This window comes from Nocardia sp. CA-084685, assembly GCF_050955785.1.
Classification (GTDB): Bacteria; Actinomycetota; Actinomycetes; order Mycobacteriales; family Mycobacteriaceae; genus Nocardia.
Genome location: NZ_CP192094.1, coordinates 232,595 through 250,341, shown reverse-complemented (window position 1 = coordinate 250,341; position 17,747 = coordinate 232,595). Strand labels below are relative to the sequence as shown.

At 64.3% G+C, this 17,747-nt stretch carries 12 protein-coding genes; 9 read left to right on the top strand and 3 right to left on the bottom strand.

Annotated features, from left to right (window positions below; translation table 11 throughout):
- Positions 1 to 22: 22 nt before the first annotated feature.
- Positions 23 to 523 carry a MarR family winged helix-turn-helix transcriptional regulator gene (locus tag ACQP2U_RS01135; protein WP_433712961.1) on the top strand — a complete coding sequence of 167 codons (501 nt, stop codon included), beginning with the start codon at positions 23 to 25 and terminating at the stop codon, positions 521 to 523.
- A 357-nt stretch (positions 524 to 880) separates the two neighbouring features.
- Here ACQP2U_RS01135 and ACQP2U_RS01130 read toward each other — a convergent pair whose 3' ends face one another.
- On the bottom strand, positions 881 to 2,884 hold the full coding sequence (locus tag ACQP2U_RS01130) for a SpoIID/LytB domain-containing protein (RefSeq protein ID WP_433712960.1): 2,004 nt from the start codon (positions 2,882 to 2,884) through the stop codon (positions 881 to 883).
- A gap of 280 nt (positions 2,885 to 3,164) precedes the next feature.
- On the opposite strand from ACQP2U_RS01130, the gene ACQP2U_RS01125 reads away from it, so the two are divergent.
- Complete coding sequence (locus ACQP2U_RS01125) at positions 3,165 to 5,729, top strand: N-acetylmuramoyl-L-alanine amidase (RefSeq protein ID WP_433712959.1); 2,565 nt, start codon at positions 3,165 to 3,167, stop codon at positions 5,727 to 5,729.
- A gap of 117 nt (positions 5,730 to 5,846) precedes the next feature.
- Here the strand turns inward: ACQP2U_RS01125 and ACQP2U_RS01120 are convergent, their stop codons facing one another.
- Positions 5,847 to 6,647 carry an HAD family hydrolase gene (locus ACQP2U_RS01120; protein ID WP_433716796.1) on the bottom strand — a complete coding sequence of 267 codons (801 nt, stop codon included), beginning with the start codon at positions 6,645 to 6,647 and terminating at the stop codon, positions 5,847 to 5,849.
- Positions 6,648 to 6,721: 74 nt separating this feature from the next.
- Entirely contained in the window at positions 6,722 to 7,765 is a 1,044-nt protein-coding gene (locus tag ACQP2U_RS01115; protein WP_433712957.1) for a hypothetical protein, read from the bottom strand.
- 160 nt (positions 7,766 to 7,925) lie between these two features.
- Between ACQP2U_RS01115 and ACQP2U_RS01110 the strand changes: the two genes are divergently transcribed.
- The 7 genes from ACQP2U_RS01110 to ACQP2U_RS01080 all read left to right on the top strand — a co-directional run bounded on the left by ACQP2U_RS01110 (position 7,926) and on the right by ACQP2U_RS01080 (position 17,630).
- The gene (locus ACQP2U_RS01110) at positions 7,926 to 8,903 is read left to right on the top strand and encodes an ABC transporter permease (protein ID WP_364349416.1); all 978 of its coding nucleotides are present in this window, start codon (positions 7,926 to 7,928) and stop codon (positions 8,901 to 8,903) included.
- A gap of 73 nt (positions 8,904 to 8,976) precedes the next feature.
- Positions 8,977 to 9,918 (top strand): ABC transporter permease, encoded by a 942-nt coding sequence (locus ACQP2U_RS01105; protein WP_433712956.1) that lies wholly within the window; start codon positions 8,977 to 8,979, stop codon positions 9,916 to 9,918.
- Positions 9,915 to 11,783: an ABC transporter ATP-binding protein gene (locus ACQP2U_RS01100; RefSeq protein ID WP_433712955.1), complete on the top strand. Its 1,869-nt coding sequence runs from the start codon at positions 9,915 to 9,917 to the stop codon at positions 11,781 to 11,783. Before ACQP2U_RS01105 ends, ACQP2U_RS01100 begins: the two co-directional genes overlap by 4 nt.
- A 12-nt stretch (positions 11,784 to 11,795) precedes the next feature.
- Positions 11,796 to 13,484: an ABC transporter family substrate-binding protein gene (locus ACQP2U_RS01095; protein ID WP_433712954.1), complete on the top strand. Its 1,689-nt coding sequence runs from the start codon at positions 11,796 to 11,798 to the stop codon at positions 13,482 to 13,484.
- Positions 13,481 to 15,166, top strand: a complete 1,686-nt coding sequence (locus ACQP2U_RS01090; RefSeq protein WP_433712953.1) for an ABC transporter family substrate-binding protein — start codon at positions 13,481 to 13,483, stop codon at positions 15,164 to 15,166. The genes ACQP2U_RS01095 and ACQP2U_RS01090 overlap by 4 nt, the downstream gene beginning before the upstream one ends.
- Positions 15,163 to 16,821 (top strand): ABC transporter family substrate-binding protein, encoded by a 1,659-nt coding sequence (locus ACQP2U_RS01085; protein ID WP_433712952.1) that lies wholly within the window; start codon positions 15,163 to 15,165, stop codon positions 16,819 to 16,821. Before ACQP2U_RS01090 ends, ACQP2U_RS01085 begins: the two co-directional genes overlap by 4 nt.
- The gene (locus ACQP2U_RS01080) at positions 16,818 to 17,630 is read left to right on the top strand and encodes a hypothetical protein (protein WP_433712950.1); all 813 of its coding nucleotides are present in this window, start codon (positions 16,818 to 16,820) and stop codon (positions 17,628 to 17,630) included. Before ACQP2U_RS01085 ends, ACQP2U_RS01080 begins: the two co-directional genes overlap by 4 nt.
- Positions 17,631 to 17,747: the final 117 nt, after the last annotated feature.

Sequence of the window (17,747 nt, the reverse complement as noted above, 5' to 3'; positions counted from 1 at the left end):
ATCACTATCGAGAGGAACGGCCGTGGCCGATGCGATCGATCTGTTCACCGAGCACTGGCACCGGGAACGACCCGACGTCGACGTGTCACCGATGGCGGTGATCGGACGCATCCAGCGCCTGTCCCGCGTGCTGGAGCAGGATCTGAAGAAGTTCTTCGCTGGACACGGCCTGGAGTTCTGGGAATTCGACATGCTCGCCACCCTGCGCCGCTCCGGCGGCACGAACGGCCTCACCGCAGGCGCCCTGAACCAGGTCGCCATGCTCACCTCCGGCGCCATCACCAACCGCATCGACCGCCTCACAGCCAAGGGCCTCGTCGAGCGCGCACCGTGCCCGGAAGACCGCAGAGCAATCCGCGTCCAACTCACCGATGCGGGCCGCGCCCTGATCGACGAATTGCTGCCCTTGCACATGGAGAACGAGCAGCACCTCCTCGCCGCACTCGATAAGCGGGACCGCGGCCACCTGGCGGACCTACTACGCACGCTCGCCGAATCGCTGGGCGATACCGCGTCATCCTGATTCGACATATGCGACCGCGCTTATGACTCTGTCGCGCAAGCGGATTCGCCTCGATAGCGATATCGGCGACCATGCGGACACCGCAGCCGCCCACGAGCTGGGGCAACGGCGCGAGCGTGCGCGAAAAGCCCCTAGGGCTCCGCATTCAGGCCTGATCGTCAACACCGCACCGACTGCGACGCTCAGGCGAAACCCGCAGCCACTCACCACCGGGCGCAACGGCGCGAGCGTGCGCGAAAGGCTCCGCATTCAGGTCCGCCCAGCCAAATGGTCAACACGACACCGACTGCGACGCAGAGGCGGAAGGCACAGCCGCCCATGGATCGGGGCAGCGGTCCGCGAGGGTGCGGAATGCGATTAGAGCTCTTCGCTCAGCTCCGATTCCTCGCTTGTCGGCGCCGCCGGGGCGATCGCGGGAGCGCGTGGGCGTGGCGGGGTCGGCGTTGAGGCGGTGGTCGGGGCGACGGTGGTCACGGACAGGACCGAGGCCTCCGGTGCTATGGCGCTACCTGCCGCTGCGGGAATTCCCGGCGAGACGGCGGTTCTGGGTCCGAGCGCATCTCCGGCCGAAGTTGCGCTCCCGGGCAGGGGATTGCCATCGGACACCGCACTGTCGGACAAGGCGTTGCCGCCAGGCCCGACACTTTCGGGCGCGTCATTCGCACCGCCCGACAACGCGCTGTCGTGAGATATTCGACCATCGGGCAGCACGCTTGCAGGTGCGCCACCGGGCGCTACCGTCCCTCCGGGCTGCAAATGTTCCGGCGCGCCATATGCAACGCGGGGCACGGCGCTCTCGGACGCGTCATTCGGCCCGCCAGGCCGCACACTTTCGGGGGCGCCATTCGCACCGCCCGACAACGCACTGTCGGGGGATATTCCGCCATCGGGCAGCACGCTAGCGGCGCCACCGAGTGGCACCGTCCTTCCGGGCTGCACACTTTCAGTCGAGCCATTTGCACCACCGAGCACGGCACTCTCGGTTGCGCCACTCGCGCCAGGCGATACCGCACTGCCAGGCAGCACACCTTCGGCCGCGCCATTCGCACCACCGGGCACTGCACTGTCGGGCGCGCCATTTGCGCCGGGCGGTAAGGCGCGCTCGTTGTCGCCCGGCGGCACGGTGCTGGGGGGCTTGCCCGCATGGGTATCCGGCACCAGCTGCATCAGTGTCGTGAAGTCGACGACTCGGGCGCCGAGCGTTGGTGTCGCGATGATGACGCCATTGGTGAAAAGCCGGTAGGTGCCGCCGTTTTCGGGTAGCGCCATTTCCGGACCGAGTGGCTGGCCGACCGGACTGCTCGCGCCGCCGATCCGGCGGTATTCGGCATCGATCGGGGATTCGGCGACGAGGGTTTGCTTGCGCGGATCCACGGATGTGCCTGCGCCGACCACCGGGGTGCCGAGTTCGGCGGGGGTCGGTCCGACATCGAAGGCGTAGATATCGGCGGGTTCGCCACCGTTCGGTGCGGAAGAGTACTCCGAACGCAGAATTCGGCCGTCCCGCAACAGCACTGTGCCCGCGGTCGACGCGATGACGGCGCTCGCGCGCGGATCCTCCTTGGCGGTGCCGGGATACTCCTGGCAGTCGGTGCTGTCGCAGGTCTGCGCGTATGGGTAACGGTGCTCGGCCAGCGCGTACGAACGTGCCGCGATCGCCTGTGCGCGAAGGGCTTCCGTCGCTCCCTTGTCGACCCAGTTGGCTTGAACCTCGGCCGGGACGACGCCGAGTAGATAGTCCTCGACGTCGACGCGATTCACCGTGCGCGCCTTACCGTTTTCCATCGCGACACCGAGTGAGCCGCGATATGTCGAACCGTCGCACAGCGTTAGATGTTCGGCGGCGGGACGGTTCGGGCGCGGATTGAGCGGATAGATCCACGGGTCGGCGGTCGCCCGCTGCCACAGCACCGCACCGTCGCAACCCGCCGTGACAACCACATTCGCGCCACCGTCGGGCAGCGCGGTGAGATGGGCGACCTGACCCCGCGGCAGCATGTGGCCCGCGACTCGCAATCCGGCATCGGCATAGGCGTCCAGTGTCGAGTCGTCCTGGGCGAACAGCCGCACCCCGACAGTGGTCACCGAGATTTTGCCGAGCGTCGCGCCCGGGTAGTAGTGATCGAGAATTCGCTCGGCGGCCCAGCCCTCCAGGGCGCTGTCGAACGCGCCGACCTGACTCATCCCGCGCCCGTGGCCCGGGCCCGCCACGGGCCGGAGAAGGGCGTCGCTCGGCCAGACCCAGAACGCGAATACGGTGCCCGCCAGGACGGCCGCACCACCCGTGAACAGCGCCGATCGGATGGAAATCGGAGTTCCCGATATCTGCCGTCGGCCAATTCGGCCGCGCGGCGCACTCATTTTCAGGCGCAATTTTCACTCCCCCGCGTCGTGTCATTCCGGTGCCGCTTGCTTCGCATCCGTTCACTCCCACGGTTTTCCAGGACCTGGTCGGTTCCGCCTGTCGGCATGTCGTTCCATACCCGCGCAAATCGAGAGCTACATTTGAGCAATCACAATAATCCTCAACCAGAGGTTTAGATATGTGACAGTTGTAAACTAGTGTGATCGTTGATGCATCAGGAAGCAACCCTGACATTCATGCAGATGATCGCCCGGTTCGACCTGATTGGAGCTGCTCGTGCCGTACCGCAAACCGAAACGTTCCTACGTACTCCCGGTTATCACCACACTTGCGGTAGCGGCCCCGCTCGCGACCTTCACGCTGAGCGACTCGACCGATTACCGCCCGACAACTGGTAGCGAGCTCACCGCAATCCCCGCGCAATTGGCCGAAGTGGTCCTCACCACGGTCCCCGACATCACCCTCCCGCTGCGCGAACTCACCGGTCTCGACCTGCCTGATCTGCATCTTTCGGATCTACGCATGCTGCCGATTCCAGAATCAATTCCGGTTCCCCAAGGTTTGCCGCTGCCACCCGGCGTCGAGCTACCGAAGGAAATTCCCCTACCCCAGCTCGATTCCGGACAGAGCACACCGAGCCCATCGGTTCCCGGACAATACGTTCCCGGGCAATCCCTACCTGGCCGAACAGTTCCGATCCAACCACTACCTGGCCAAGCACTGCCCGGCCAGACGGTTCCGGGCCAGAACAGCCCCACCCAATCACTTCCGGGCCAAACCGTCCCAGGACAGGGCGCCCCCGCCCAATCGCTTCCGGGCCAAGCACTCCCGCAGGGCGCCCCCGCCCAATCGCTTCCCGACCAAACACTCCCGCAGGGCGCCCCCACCCAATCACTTCCCGACCAAACACTCCCACAAGGCGCCCCCACCCAATCACTTCCCGACCAAAGCACCTACAGCCAGTCACTCCCTGGCCAGTCACTCCTCGGCCAAGCAATCCCTGGCCAGTCACTTCCCGGCCAAGCAATCCCAGGCCAATCGCTTCCCGGCCAAACCACGCCAGGTCAATCGACACCCGCCCAGGCCATCCCAGCTCAGACCTCCTTCCCCACCGAGGGCACCACTGGTCAACCGACCCAAGGCCTTTCCACAGCTGCCGCTTTCATCGCCGATCCCGCCCAGCTCGAGCCCGACGTCACACCCGACACACCGGCACTGGCGCCCGGCGCCGTCCCACCGGAACTCCTCACTCAGGTCGGCGCGCAGGTCAAGGAGCTCAGCCGTGATACCCCGTTCAGTGTGGTCGCCCTGACCGCGCCCGATTTGGTGAATACCAAGGCGTTGGTTCGGGCCCGCCAGTCCGACGGCAGCTGGGGTTCCTGGTACGACACCGAAGCCGTCGACACCCGTCGCAATGATCGGTCGACGGGCGGTACGACCGGCACCGAACCGATCTATGTCGGCAATACCAACTCCGTGCAGATCCTGGTGACCCGCAAGCCTGCCGTGGCGACTGTGCCTCATCCCCCGGTCGCGGGTGACGCCGAGGGCGCCGTGCCGATGCTGCCCACCCCGGCGGCCGGGCGTTCGGATGATCCGGCACAGACAGCCGCCGCGCTGACGGCCGTGCTGATCGATCCCGGTCGCGGTGCGATCGACGGCGCGCTCAACAATGTCGCCGCGGCGCTGCCCGGCGGTGGACCCAATGTCATCACCCGATCCCAGTGGGGCGCGGACGAATCCATCCGCTGCGAGGAACCCACCTACGACGACCAGCTCGGCGGGCTCACCGTGCACCACACCGCGGGCCGCAACGACTACACCCCCGCCGAATCGGCGGGCATTGTCCGCGCGATCTACACCTATCACGCAAAAACGTTGGGCTGGTGCGATATCGGCTACAACGCACTGGTCGACAAGTACGGCCAGATCTTCGAGGGCCGCTTCGGCGGACTGGATCGTCCGGTGCAGGGCGCGCACGCGGGTGGATTCAATGAGAACACCGCTGGCGTCGCGCTGATGGGCAACTATGAGTCCGAGGAACCGTCGGACGAGGCGATCAATGCGATCGGTCGGTTTATCGGGTGGCGGTCCAAGATCGCGGGCCTGGATCCCAAGGGCTACACCACGATGTATTCCGAGGGCACCGAATTCACCTCCTATGCAGAGGGTGAGGCGGTGCGGTTGCCGGTGGTGTTCGCACACCGCGACGTCGGCAATACCAGCTGCCCAGGTGACTCCGCCTACGCCGATATGGACCGCATTCGGGATATCGCGGCGGGCATATCGACGCCGTCCGGCACCGCCACCAAGCCGCAGCAGCAGGCACAGACGCCGACAACCCAGCAGCCCCAAATGCAGACCCCCCCGCAACCCCAGTCCGATATCGCCACGCTGGCCGCCCTCACGGCCAAGTTGCTCGGCATGGTGAATCAGAACCCGATCGCCAAGCACTGGGCCGATAAGGGCGGTCCGGACGGTCCGCTCGGCGCGGCAGCCTCGGAGCCGATGCCCGCCGCGCAGGGGCAGCAGTACGCGAAGTTCGTCAACGGGTACATCTATACCGGACCGAATGGTCAGACATTCGAGGTGTTGGGCGCGATCCTGGATCGCTTCCTCGCCCTCGGCGGGGATGCCGGAGTCCTGGGGCTGCCGACTAGCAACAGCTACGCGGTACCGAATGGACTGCGCACCGACTTCCAGTACGGGTCACTGGTTCTCAACCAACTGACCGGCATCGTCACCAGCGTCTGGAAGACCTACAACGACACCTACCAGCAGCAGGTCAACCGCAACTCGGTCGGCCAAGTCGCGGCACCGGCCCCCGCACCAGCGAGCTGACACAGACGATCGCGTGGTGCGCCTTGGGCTGTGCTGTGGTGGGCCATTCAGCGCCCCCTCGGCGGGAGCTACGCACACCTCACGTTGCGGAACGCTTTTGGACACAACGGTTTCGGGTCAGACCCACCAGCGCTCGAGTACCTGCGCAACGCCGTCTTCGTTGTTCGCCGCCGTGACCTCATCCGCGGCAGCGAGCGCCTCTGGATGCGCGTTGGCCATCGCGACGCCGTGGCCGACGATGGTGAGCATCGGAACATCGTTGGGCATATCGCCGAATGCGATGATCGCGGAATGTTCGACACCGAGGCGTTGGGCGACGATGGCCAGGCCGGAGGCCTTGGTGACGCCGGGTGCGGAAACTTCGATGAGGCCGTGGTCGGTCGAGTAGGTGATATCGGCGCGGTCGCCGATCAGAGGAGCGAGGACCGCGCGCATATCGGCGCTGAGGCTGCCGCGTAGTCGAACCAGCATTTTGATCGCGGGCGCATCGATGACCTCTTCGCGCGAGACCTCGGTGTCATCCGGATTCAGCCAGGCGTGTTCGTATTCCGGCGAACTCACGAATTGCGGCGTCACCGCGTCATGCGCGCTGGCGCCGACGCGTTCGGCGGCGAGGCCGCAGCCGGGCAGTGCGCGTTCGGCCAGGTCGGCGATCCAGGCGAGAGTGTCCACGTCCAGGGTCCGGCTGGTGAGCACCCGGTCGGCGGCGCTGTCGTAGATCACCGCACCGTTGCCGCAGACGCACAGCGGCGCATAACCCAGCCCTTCGACAACCGGATCGATCCAGCGTGGCGGCCGTCCGGTGGCGAGCACGAATGGCACCCCATCGGTAATCAGGGCGGCCACGACCGCCTTGGTTCGCGCGGTGACCCGCTCGTCGTGATCGATGAGGGTGCCGTCCACATCGGTGGCAACCATCTTCGGCTTGGGCAGGTGCAGGCGCGTCACCTATTCCATCCTGCCGGAAGACCATATCGGCGAGGTCGCGGCTATCACTGCGACGGCGGTCGCCGCCACGGGGAGTCCTGGGCGTGCAACGTCGGGTCGGACTGCCGTTTCACCAGATCTGGGGCTGAAGAATCGGGCGCTGCCTGCGGATTCGCTCCCCGTTGCGGCTGTGCGCCCGCCTGATCGGTGCCTGGATGCTCCGGTTGGGGATTCAGGTGCGCAGCGGGATCACCAGCTGAAGGACCGTCTTGCGAATCGGTCGACGGCGGATAGAGCGTCGGGCCGGACGGATAGTCGGCCGGTGGCACGGCAGGTGCGGACGGATACGCGGACGGTGGCACCCCAGGCCCAGATTGATACCCAACCGACGGCACCGCCGGTCCGGACGGATACCCCGCCGACGGCACCCCCGGTCCAGATGGATATGCGGCCGGCGGCATCCCAGGCCCAGATTGATAGCCAGCCGACATCGCCCCAGGTCCGGACGGATACCCAGCCGACAGCACCCCAGGCCCAGACGAATACCTCGCGGGCGGCGAGCCAGGCCCGTACGGGTACGTGGCAACAGGCGGTGCGGCCACCGGGCTGTAATTGAGCCAGCGCGTTGTCGCGGGCACGAGCGCTAGCACCGCGGTCGCGATCGGGAAGACCAGCCCGAACAGCCCACCGATACCCCCGCCGATCTCGGCCGCGCTACCGCCCGAGGTGGTGTAGTGCACGGTGACCGTGTACCCAGCGATACCAGCGACGATCACCACCGCACATCCGGCCACCACGGGCACCCGACCGAGCGGCCGCCTGGTGAACATCATGACCGCGCCGACGCCGAGTAGGAACGCCGAGATCACGGCGATCGAACCGGTCACCAGCAGGTAGGTCCTGAACCAGCTCTGCGCGAACAAGCCGGTCGAGTCGTACTCCGCGAGATCGCCGCCCAGGTCGGTCAACCCGAGCACGATATTCAAACCGCCGCCTAGCAATTGGCCAACACTGCCGACACTGGCCAGCACCCCGGCCGTGATCGCGGTGCCACCACCGGGTGCGGGTGCCGGAACCGATGGATAAGGCTCATATTGCGGATAACTCATGAAGTCCCTCGGAGAGCGCCGGAAAAGCCTGGACGCACCGGTCTCGTCAGAATAGAGGACATGCCGATCTCACGCGTGTCACACACGGTCGCACGCACGTCCTTATGATCAGGGACTAATACTCGATGCTGGCCCGACCAGCCGTATGACCAGAGGACTGATGACCGGCTTCCTGCTACGACGCGCGTTCAATTATGTCGTGCTGTTGCTGCTGGCTTCGTTCCTGACGTTCAGTCTGGCGTCACTGACGTTCACGCCGCTGGACAGTCTCGAACAGCGCAATCCACGTCCGCCACAGGCGGTGATCGATGCCAAGGCCGAACAGCTGCATCTCAACGAGCCGATCCCACAGCGCTATATCAGCTGGCTGAAAGGTATCCCGCAGGGCGACTTCGGCCAGACGCTGGCCGGGCAGCCGGTCAGTGAGGAGCTGCCGCGCCGGGTCCTGGTGAGTCTGCGGCTGCTGATCATCGGTTCGATCGTCGGTACGGTGCTCGGGGTTCTGATCGGTGCGGCCGGGGCGATCCGGCAATACAAATTCAGTGATTACTTCACCACGGTCGTGTCTCTGCTGGTACTGAGCACGCCGGTGTTCCTGCTCGCCACTTTGTTGAAATACGGTGCGCTGGAAGTGAATACGCTCACCGGCTCGCAGATCTTCCTCTATACCGGCGAGACCTCGGCGAACAAGATCAACGGCTTCTTCCCGCAATTGCTCGACCGGCTCCAGCATCTGGTCCTGCCGACGGCCGGTCTGGCACTGGGCGCGATGGCCGGTTACAGCCGCTATCAGCGCAATGCCATGCTCGACGTGCTGCAGAGCGATTTCATCCGCACCGCCCGCGCCAAGGGCTTGACCCGCAACAAGGCGCTGTACAAGCACGGCCTGCGGACCGCACTGATCCCGATGGCGACGCTGTTCGCCTACAGCCTCGGCGGATTGATCACCGGCGCGACGTTCACCGAGAAGATCTTCGGCTGGCACGGCGTCGGCGAATGGCTGGTCAATTCGATCAATGCCCAGGACCTCTACGTTGTCGTCACGGTGACGGCATTCGCCGGTCTTGTCGTGCTGGTGTCGGGTCTGCTCTCCGATATCGTGTACGCGATTCTCGACCCCAGGGTGCGTGTGTCGTGAGTGAGCGCAGCGAACGAGCCATCAACACAGCACGGTCCGGCGTGACGGAACCGAGCGCTAGCGAGGCGCGGTCATGACGGAAGCCGAGATCATTGTCCAAGGCGCGCCGGAGGTCGCGGCCGCCTCGGGTCGGCGCAGGCTGGTACTGCGGCGCTTCCTGCGCAATAAGTCCGCGGTCGCGGGCGTGCTCATGCTACTGATCCTGGTGCTGGTCGCCTATGTGCTGCCGTACTTCTGGACCTGGGACTATCAGCAACTCGACGGCACGGCGCTGCGTAAACCGCCGTCGGCCGAGCACCCCTTCGGTACCGATGCCATCGGGCACGATGTGCTCGCCCAAACCCTTCGTGGCATGCAGAAGTCGCTGATCATCGGCTTCTGCGTCGCCATCATCAGCACCACCATCGCGGCACTGACCGGTTCGATCGCCGGACTCATCGGCGGTTTCACCGATCGGGCCATCATGTGGCTGGTCGATCTGCTGCTGGTGGTACCGAGCTTCATCATCGTCGCCCTCTTCGCACCGAAGACCAAGGGCAGCGGGTCCATCCTGCTGCTGATCCTGCTGCTGAGCGTCTTCGGCTGGATGATCAGCGCGCGCATTGTGCGCGGGTTGACCATGAGTCTGCGCGAACGCGAATTCGTCAAGGCGGCACGGTATATGGGCGCGCCGACCAGGACGGTGATCCTGAGCCATATCCTGCCGAATATCGCATCGATCCTGATCATCGACACAACGCTGTCGGTGGGCGCATCGATCATGGCCGAAACCGGTTTGAGCTTCCTCGGATTCGGTGTGCAGTCCCCGGATGTGTCACTCGGCACGCTCATCGCCTCGGGCACCGCATCGGCGCTCACTTTCCCCTGGCTGTTCATGTTCGCCGGTGGACTGCTGATCGTCATCGTGCTCTCGGCGAATCTGGTCGGTGACGGTTTGCGCGACGCATTCGACCCCAGTGCCAAACGGGCTCGCTCACGCAAGAAGGCCGGCTCGGAAAAGAAGGTAGCGGCATGACGGGCGATAACGTCGCCATCGAGAAGAACTCCACCGCACCGCTGTTGGAGGTCTCCGATCTTCGGGTTTCCTTCCCCAGCGAAGAGGGCCGCATCGATGCGGTGCGCGGGGTGAACTACGCCGTCTCCGATGGTGAAGTGCTCGCGATCGTCGGTGAATCCGGATCGGGTAAGTCGGTCTCCTCGCTCGCGGTGATCGGATTGCTGCCGGAGCAGGCGCGGATCAACGGCTCCATCCGGTTGCGCGGGCGCGAACTGCTCGGGCTGGGCGATCGCCAATTGTCCAAGCTGCGTGGACGTTCGATCAGCATGGTGTTCCAGGACCCGCTTTCGGCGCTGACGCCGGTGTACCGGGTCGGCGATCAGGTCGCCGAAGCACTACTGGCGCATACGGATATGACCAGCCGAGCGGCCTCCGCGCGGGCCGTGGAACTGCTGGATCTGGTCGGCATTCCGGAACCGGCGTTGCGCGCCAAGGCATTTCCGCACGAATTCTCCGGCGGTATGCGTCAGCGGGTGGTCATCGCCATGGCCATTGCCAATGATCCCGCGCTGATCATCTGCGATGAGCCGACCACCGCACTCGATGTGACGGTGCAGAAGCAGATCCTGAATCTGCTGCGCAAGGCGCGCGATATCACCGGCGCCGGTGTCATCATGATCACCCACGATATGGGTATCGCGGCCACGCTCGCCGATCGGGTCGCGGTGATGTACGCCGGGAAGATCGTTGAAACCGCCCCGGCGGCAGAACTTTTCGCCGCGCCGCGGATGCCGTATACGGTCGGCCTGCTCGGTTCGATTCCGCGCATGGATGGCCCGCCCCGCGGTCCGCTGATCCCGATCGTCGGCGCACCCCCGGCCATGCACGCGCTGCCGCCGGGTTGCTCGTTCGCGCCGCGCTGCCCGATAGCGATCGATGACTGCCATGCGGCCGAGCCGCCATTGGAGAAGACCGGCCCCGGCCATTCGGCCGCCTGCATCCGGACCGCCGAAGTCACCTCCGCCGATCTGTTCGAGGCCTACCGTCAGGAGATCCCGGAACCGAGCGCCGAAGCTGATACCGATGAGCGTGTGGTGCTGCGGGTTTCGGATCTGGTGAAGACCTACCCGATCACCTCCGGTGTGGTGTTCAAGCGCCGCAAGGGTGAGGTCCGCGCCGTCGACGGCATCAGCTTCGAGGTGCGTGCCGGGCGCACATTGGCGCTGGTCGGCGAGTCCGGATCCGGAAAATCCACCACACTCACCCAGATTCTCGAACTGGTGAAGCCGCAAGCGGGCACCATCGAGATCATGGGCAGCGATATCGCGACCGTGACCAAGGCGCGCAAACGGGAGATCCGCCGGAAGATGCAGATCGTCTTCCAAGATCCGACGGCCGCACTCGACCCGCGGCTGCCGATCTTCGACGTGCTCGCCGAACCGATGCGCATCGATGGCCGTCCCCGGACCGAAATCGCCAAGCGGATACCGCAATTGCTCGAACAGGTGGGGCTGCGGCCCGAACACGCCGACCGCTACCCCGCCGACTTCTCCGGCGGCCAGAAACAACGCATCAGCATTGCCCGCGCGCTGGCCCTGGATCCGGAGATTCTCGTACTCGACGAACCGGTGTCGTCACTGGATGTGTCGATCCAGGCGGGCGTGCTGAATCTGCTGCGCAACCTGCAGACCGAGCACGGTCTGTCCTATCTGTTCGTCTCGCATGATCTTTCGGTGGTCCGCAATCTGGCCCACGACATCGCGGTCATGTATCGCGGGAAGATCGTCGAGGCCGGGCCCGCCGAACAGATCTTCGACCGTCCGAGCAACGACTACACCCGCGCGTTGATCGATGCGGTCCCGGTGCCTGTCGTCAGCCGATAGAGGGAGAGCGCGATGCGATCGAGAACCCGAACCAAGGGGACGGCACCGGTTGCCGCGCTGGCTTTGATCGTATTGGGTCTGATCACGGCGGGCTGTGGCTCGGGCGGCGATTCGACGGCGGGGCTGTCGGATACGCTCGGCACCACCAACGACATCAACCCCATGAACGTCGACGAAATCCGCGACGGCGGAAATCTGCGCCTGGCGGTCACGACGTATCCTGCCAACTGGAACACCCTGTCCAATGACGGCAACGACGGCGAGATAGCCGATATCGAACGACCGCTGATGCCGCGCGCGTTCGATACCAACGCGGCGGGCGAATTGTCCATCAACAAGGACTTTTTCACCGATGTCGCGCTGACCGGCACCAATCCGCAGCAGGTCACGTACACGATCAATCCGAAGGCCGTTTGGTCCGACGGCAATCCGATCACGTGGGAAGACATCAAATCCGAGGCCAATGCGCTCAGCGGTAGGGACAAGCGGTTCCTGATCGCCATCACCAACGGTTTCGAATTCGTGGACAAAGTGGAACGCGGCGTCGACGATCGCCAGGCCGTGCTGACCTTCAGCCGCCCCTACGCCGAATGGCGCGGCCAGTTCGCGGGCAATGCCTCGCTGTTCCCGAAATCCGTTACCGCCGATCCGGATTCATTCAATAAGAGCCTGGCCGATGCGATGGGACCGAGCGCCGGACCGTTCCAGGTTGTCGCCACCGACCGGTCGCAGGGCCGAATCGTGCTGGGCCACAATCCGAAATGGTGGGGCGACAAGCCCAAACTCGACACCATTACCTACAGCGTGCTCGACCACTCGGCCTGGACGACCGCGCTGCAGAACAACGAACTCGACCTGGTGCAGTTGACCACGGTCGACGACGTCCAGACGGTGCGCAATACCGGCGGCCTGGTGGTGCGCCGTGCACCGGGTAATCGCTGGCGCCACATCACCTTCAATGGCGCGCCGGGGTCCATCCTGTCCGATGCCAAGGTGCGCGTTGCCATTTCGAAGGCCATCGATCGGCAGGCGATCGTCACCGCGATTCAGAACGGGCTGGTGGAGAATCCGAAGCCGCTGAACAATCACATCTTCCTGCAGGGTCAGGCGGGCTATCAGGACAATAGCCCCGGTTTCGATCCGACCGCCGCGGCGCGCGAACTCGACGAGGCGGGGTGGAAGCTCAATGGCGATGTGCGGGAGAAGGACGGGCGCAAGCTCGTCATCCGCGATGTCATGTACAACGATCCGACCTGGGTGCAGATCGCTCAGATCATCCAACAGAATCTCGCCCGAATCGGAGTTGGCCTGACCATCGACACCAGGCCCGGCGCCGGGTATTTCACCGATGTCATACACCCCGGTGATTTCGATGCCGCCCAGTTCATCTGGGTGGGTGATGCGTTCGCGTTCAGCAGTATTCGACAGACGTACTACTACGACCCGAACGACCTGCAGGGCAATTACGCCCGCATCGGCTCACCGGAACTCAATGCCCTGATCGATCGCACCCTGTCGGAGCTGGATCCGGCGAAGGCGCTCGAGCTGGCCAATGAAGTGGATCGCAAGGTGTTCGAGGAGGGTCATTCGCTGCCATTGATGCAGAGCGACGGCAGCTTCGGCGTCCGCGCGAATCTCGCCAATATCGGTTCCCCCGGCCTCGCCTCCTACGACTACACCAAGATCGGATTCGTGAAATGACAACAGCACGCATCTCCCGGCAGCGCCGGGTGGGAATTCGGATCGCGGCACCCGCCGTCGCCATCGCGCTGATTCTGTCCGGGTGCGGCTCGGGCGATGACGTGACGGCGGGTTCCAGCTCGATCGGCACGGCCAATGACATCAATCCGAAGGACACCAGCGAATTGCGCGACGGCGGGAATCTGCGGCTGGCGCTGACGAACTTCCCGGCGACCTTCAACGCATCCCACGTCGACTCCGACGCTGAGGCTTCCGATCTGGTGGGTTGGGCGTTGCCGGGTTCGGTCAAATCCGATGCGGCGGGCAGTATCACCACCGACACCAACTATTTCACCGAGATCAAACTCACCAATACGAATCCGCAGACCATCGTTTACACGATCAATCCCAAGGCGGTCTGGACCGATGGGACGCCGATCACCTGGGAAGATCTGAAATCCCAGGCCGACGCGCTCAGTGGGCGCAACCCAGCCTTCCAGGTAGCGGCAACGCAGGGCTACGCCCAGATCGGCACGGTCGAACGCGGTGTCGACGACCGGCAGGCGATCGTCACCATGGCCCAGCACTATGCGGAATGGCAGGGCATCTTCAGCACGGTCTACCCCAAGGCCTCGACCGCGACCCCGCAGGCCTTCGACGACGTCAACCGCAACGGTCTGCCGGTTTCGGCGGGGCCGTTCATGATCACCTCGATCGATAAGGCGCAGCAGCGAATCGTCTTGAGCCGCAATCCGAAATGGTGGGGCGATACGCCGAAGCTGGATACGGTCACCTACAGCGTGCTCGACTACTCGGCCCGGCTGAACGCGCTGCAGAACAACGAACTGGATTCGGCGTCGGTCTCGGGCATCGATGAGGTCAAGACCGCCTCGAACGCGCCCGGTATCAAGGTGCGCCGCGCGCCCGCGCCGCGGTTCTCGCACTTCACCTTCAATGGCGCGCCCGGCTCGATCCTCGCGGATCCGAAGCTGCGCGTCGCCATTTCGAAGGGTATCGATCGGCAGGCCATCGCGACCTCATCGCAACAGGGCGTCGTGGTCGATCCCAAGCCGCTCGACAACCACATCTTCATGGTCGGTCAGAAGGGTTACCAGGACAATGCGGCAGCGGTGGCCTACAACCCCGACCAAGCCGCCAAAGAACTCGATGACCTGGGGTGGAAGCTCAACGGTGATGTCCGCGAAAAGGACGGCCGCAAGCTGGAAATCCGCGATGTGATGTACCAGCAGGAGAGCTGGGTGCAGATGGCCCAGATCGCTCAGCAGAATCTGGCCAAGATCGGCGTCAAGCTGATCATCCAGACCTACCCGGGCAATGGACTTTTCACCGATGTGGTCGATCCGGGCAACTTCGACATCGTCCAGTTCACCTGGAGCGGTGGCATCCTTCCGCTCGGTGCGCTGCCGCAGATCTACGCCTTCGACCCGGCGAATACATTGAGCAATAAGGGCAAGATCGGTTCGCCCGAACTGAATGCGCTGATCGAGCGGACAATCGCCGAACTCGATCCCGATAAGGCCATCGAGCTGGCGAACGAGTGCGACAAGATGATCTTCGAGGAGGGCTTCTCGCTGCCCATCGTGCAGTCCGCGGGCACCGTCGCGGTACGCGAAGGGCTGGCCAACTATGGCGCCTTCGGCCTCGCGTCGGCGGACTACACGAAGGTCGGGTTCGAGAAATGAGATTCGCAACCGCGGTGGCAGTGCCGGTTGTCGCGCTCGGTCTGATCGCGACCGGTTGCTCCGATAACAGCATCACTCCGGGCACGGTGGATATCGGTAGCACCAATGACATCAATCCGAAGGATCGCGGCGAACTGCGCGACGGCGGCAATCTTCGGCTGGCACTGAGCTCGTTCCCGGAGTCGTTCAACTACCTGCACGTCGACGGCAATACCGAAAGCACTGCCTCCGCTATCAATCCGACGCTGCCGTCGCCGTGGACCAGCAATGCGGCGGGTGAGCTGACGGTCGACCACAATTACTTCACCGATATCAAGCTGACCAATACCAACCCCCAACAGGTCACCTACACGATCAACCCGAAAGCCGTATGGTCCGATGGCAGCCCGATCACCTGGGAGGACCTGCGATCGGAGGCGGCCGCGCTCAGCGGTAAGGATCCCGGTTTCCTCATCTCGTCATCGAGTGGATTCGATCGGGTCGGGAAGGTCGAGCGCGGCGTCGACGATCTGCAGGCGATCGTCACCTTCGATAAGCCGTACGCCGAATGGCAGGGGCAATTCTCACCGCTGTACCCCAAGGCGGTCACCGCGAATCCGGAGGCATTCAGCAATCTCGATCGCGACGGACTGCCGGTCAGTTCCGGGCCGTTCGTCATTACCTCCATAGATCGCGCGCAGAACCGGATCACCCTGGGGCGCAATCCGAAATGGTGGGGCGATACGCCGAAGCTGGACACCATCACGCTGAGCGTGCTCGACGATTCCGCGGTGCTGCCCGGTATCCAGAACAACGAGATCGACTACGCGTACATGTCCGGGATCGAGAATGTGACCGGTGCGCGGAATTCGAAGAATGTGGTCATCCGGCGTACCCCCGAGCCGAGTTGGTCGCATCTGACCTTCAACGGCGCCCCCGGCGCGCTGCTGTCGGATCCGCAACTGCGGATTGCCGTTTCGAAGGCGATCGATCGTCAAGCGCTGGTGAGCGCCGCCCAGAACGGTGTCGTCGACAACCCGACGCCGCTGAACAACCACATCTACATGAAGGGCCAGAAGGGTTACCAGGACAATTCGGCCCCCATCGCCTTCGATCCGGACGAGGCGGCGCGAATGCTCGACGCGCTCGGCTGGAAGCTCAATGGCGACGTTCGCGAAAAGGACGGCCGCAAACTCGAATTGCGCGATGTGATGTACCAGCAGGAAGCCTGGGTGCAGACCGCGCAGATCGTGCAGCAGAACCTGGCGCGGGTCGGGGTGAAGATGACCATCCAAACCGTCCCCGGCAGCGGTTTGTTCAAGAATGTGATCGATCCGGGCAACTTCGATATCGCCCAGTTCAGCTGGGGCGGTAGCGTTCTCCCCCTGGGTGCGCTGCCGCAGGTCTACGCCTACGATCCGGCGAATCTGATGGGCAATAAGGCTCGCATCGGCTCCCCGGAACTGAACGCGCTGATCGAACAGACCATTGCCGAACTCGACCCGGCGAAGGCCATCGAATTGGCGAACGAATGCGACCAGATGATCTTCGCCGAGGGCTATTCGGTGCCACTGCAGCAGGCCTCGGGCACCTATGCGGTACGCGATAACCTCGCCAACTACGGCGCCTTCGGGCTCGCCTCGCCCGACTACACCAAAGTCGGCTTCCTGAAGTGAAATTCGGACCGGGCCATCCCTTGGCCTATCCGCTCTCCGTGACGATCGGCGCCTTGGTTGTCTGCCTGGCCTGGGCGCCGTTCGGCGACTTGGACCAGGTGGCGGCGTTGGCCACTGTTGCGCTGGGCATTCTGGGCTATACGGGTTTTCAGCTTGTCAGAGCGTTGGGCATGCTGCCGAATGGCTTGGCGGACATCGGTCCACGCCGAACGGATTCATCTCGCGGCGATGGCGATGGCGGCTCGCACCTCGATGCCAGTAGCGGCACAAGCGGCAGCGCCGGAAGCTCAGGTAGTAGCAGCGCGGAGCGCGAGGGGGCAAGCCGCAGCAGCGCTCGAAGCGATGCCACGCGCACCGTGGAGATCAAGCGAGTGCGACAGCAGCATCGGCTCGTCAGCCGTAGCTGGCTCGAGATCACCGAAAACTATCGAACTCGCTGGTTACCAGTATTTTTCGACTCGGCGCTGCTCGGCATGACCGAGTCCGAGGCCGAGGTGACCGACCGATCCGTCGACACCACCAACCTGCACTTCTACCCATCCGGAAAGGCTCGCAGCTCCGAACCGCCCGGCCGCTTGATCGACAACCCATCCCGTCCCGATCCCGATGCTCCGATCCTCGCCACCGACTCGGCTCGGATTCGTCGCCGCCTACTGCTCGACGCCCAATCCACCGTCGCCGCTCCCTTCGTAGCCCTCATGTGGGTCTATGTATCCGCAGGTGGCTTCATTGCCTTCCTCGCTGCCACCTCGGTAGCCGCCGCCACCGCCATCTGGCTCGCCGCCATTCGCGGTTCCGACCCCAGCTGACGGTAAGTGCTGGGCGGCGGCCAGACATCAGCCGACCGCACGAGTCGTGGCCCCGGGGCGTCGCGCGCGCCGGCAACTGGTCTGACCACTTGACCTCCTGACCTATTTGGCGGAGAG

Bases quoted from the DNA above. Each gene is read 5' to 3' on its own strand.
- ACQP2U_RS01090 (WP_433712953.1), top strand. From the start codon at position 13,481: ATGACAACAGCACGCATCTCCCGGCAGCGCCGGGTGGGAATTCGGATC.
- ACQP2U_RS01100 (WP_433712955.1), top strand. From the start codon at position 9,915: ATGACGGGCGATAACGTCGCCATCGAGAAGAACTCCACCGCACCGCTG.
- ACQP2U_RS01110 (WP_364349416.1), top strand. From the start codon at position 7,926: ATGACCGGCTTCCTGCTACGACGCGCGTTCAATTATGTCGTGCTGTTG.
- ACQP2U_RS01095 (WP_433712954.1), top strand. From the start codon at position 11,796: ATGCGATCGAGAACCCGAACCAAGGGGACGGCACCGGTTGCCGCGCTG.
- ACQP2U_RS01105 (WP_433712956.1), top strand. From the start codon at position 8,977: ATGACGGAAGCCGAGATCATTGTCCAAGGCGCGCCGGAGGTCGCGGCC.
- ACQP2U_RS01115 (WP_433712957.1), bottom strand. From the start codon at position 7,765: ATGAGTTATCCGCAATATGAGCCTTATCCATCGGTTCCGGCACCCGCA.
- ACQP2U_RS01120 (WP_433716796.1), bottom strand. From the start codon at position 6,647: ATGGTTGCCACCGATGTGGACGGCACCCTCATCGATCACGACGAGCGG.
- ACQP2U_RS01130 (WP_433712960.1), bottom strand. From the start codon at position 2,884: ATGAGTGCGCCGCGCGGCCGAATTGGCCGACGGCAGATATCGGGAACT.
- ACQP2U_RS01085 (WP_433712952.1), top strand. From the start codon at position 15,163: ATGAGATTCGCAACCGCGGTGGCAGTGCCGGTTGTCGCGCTCGGTCTG.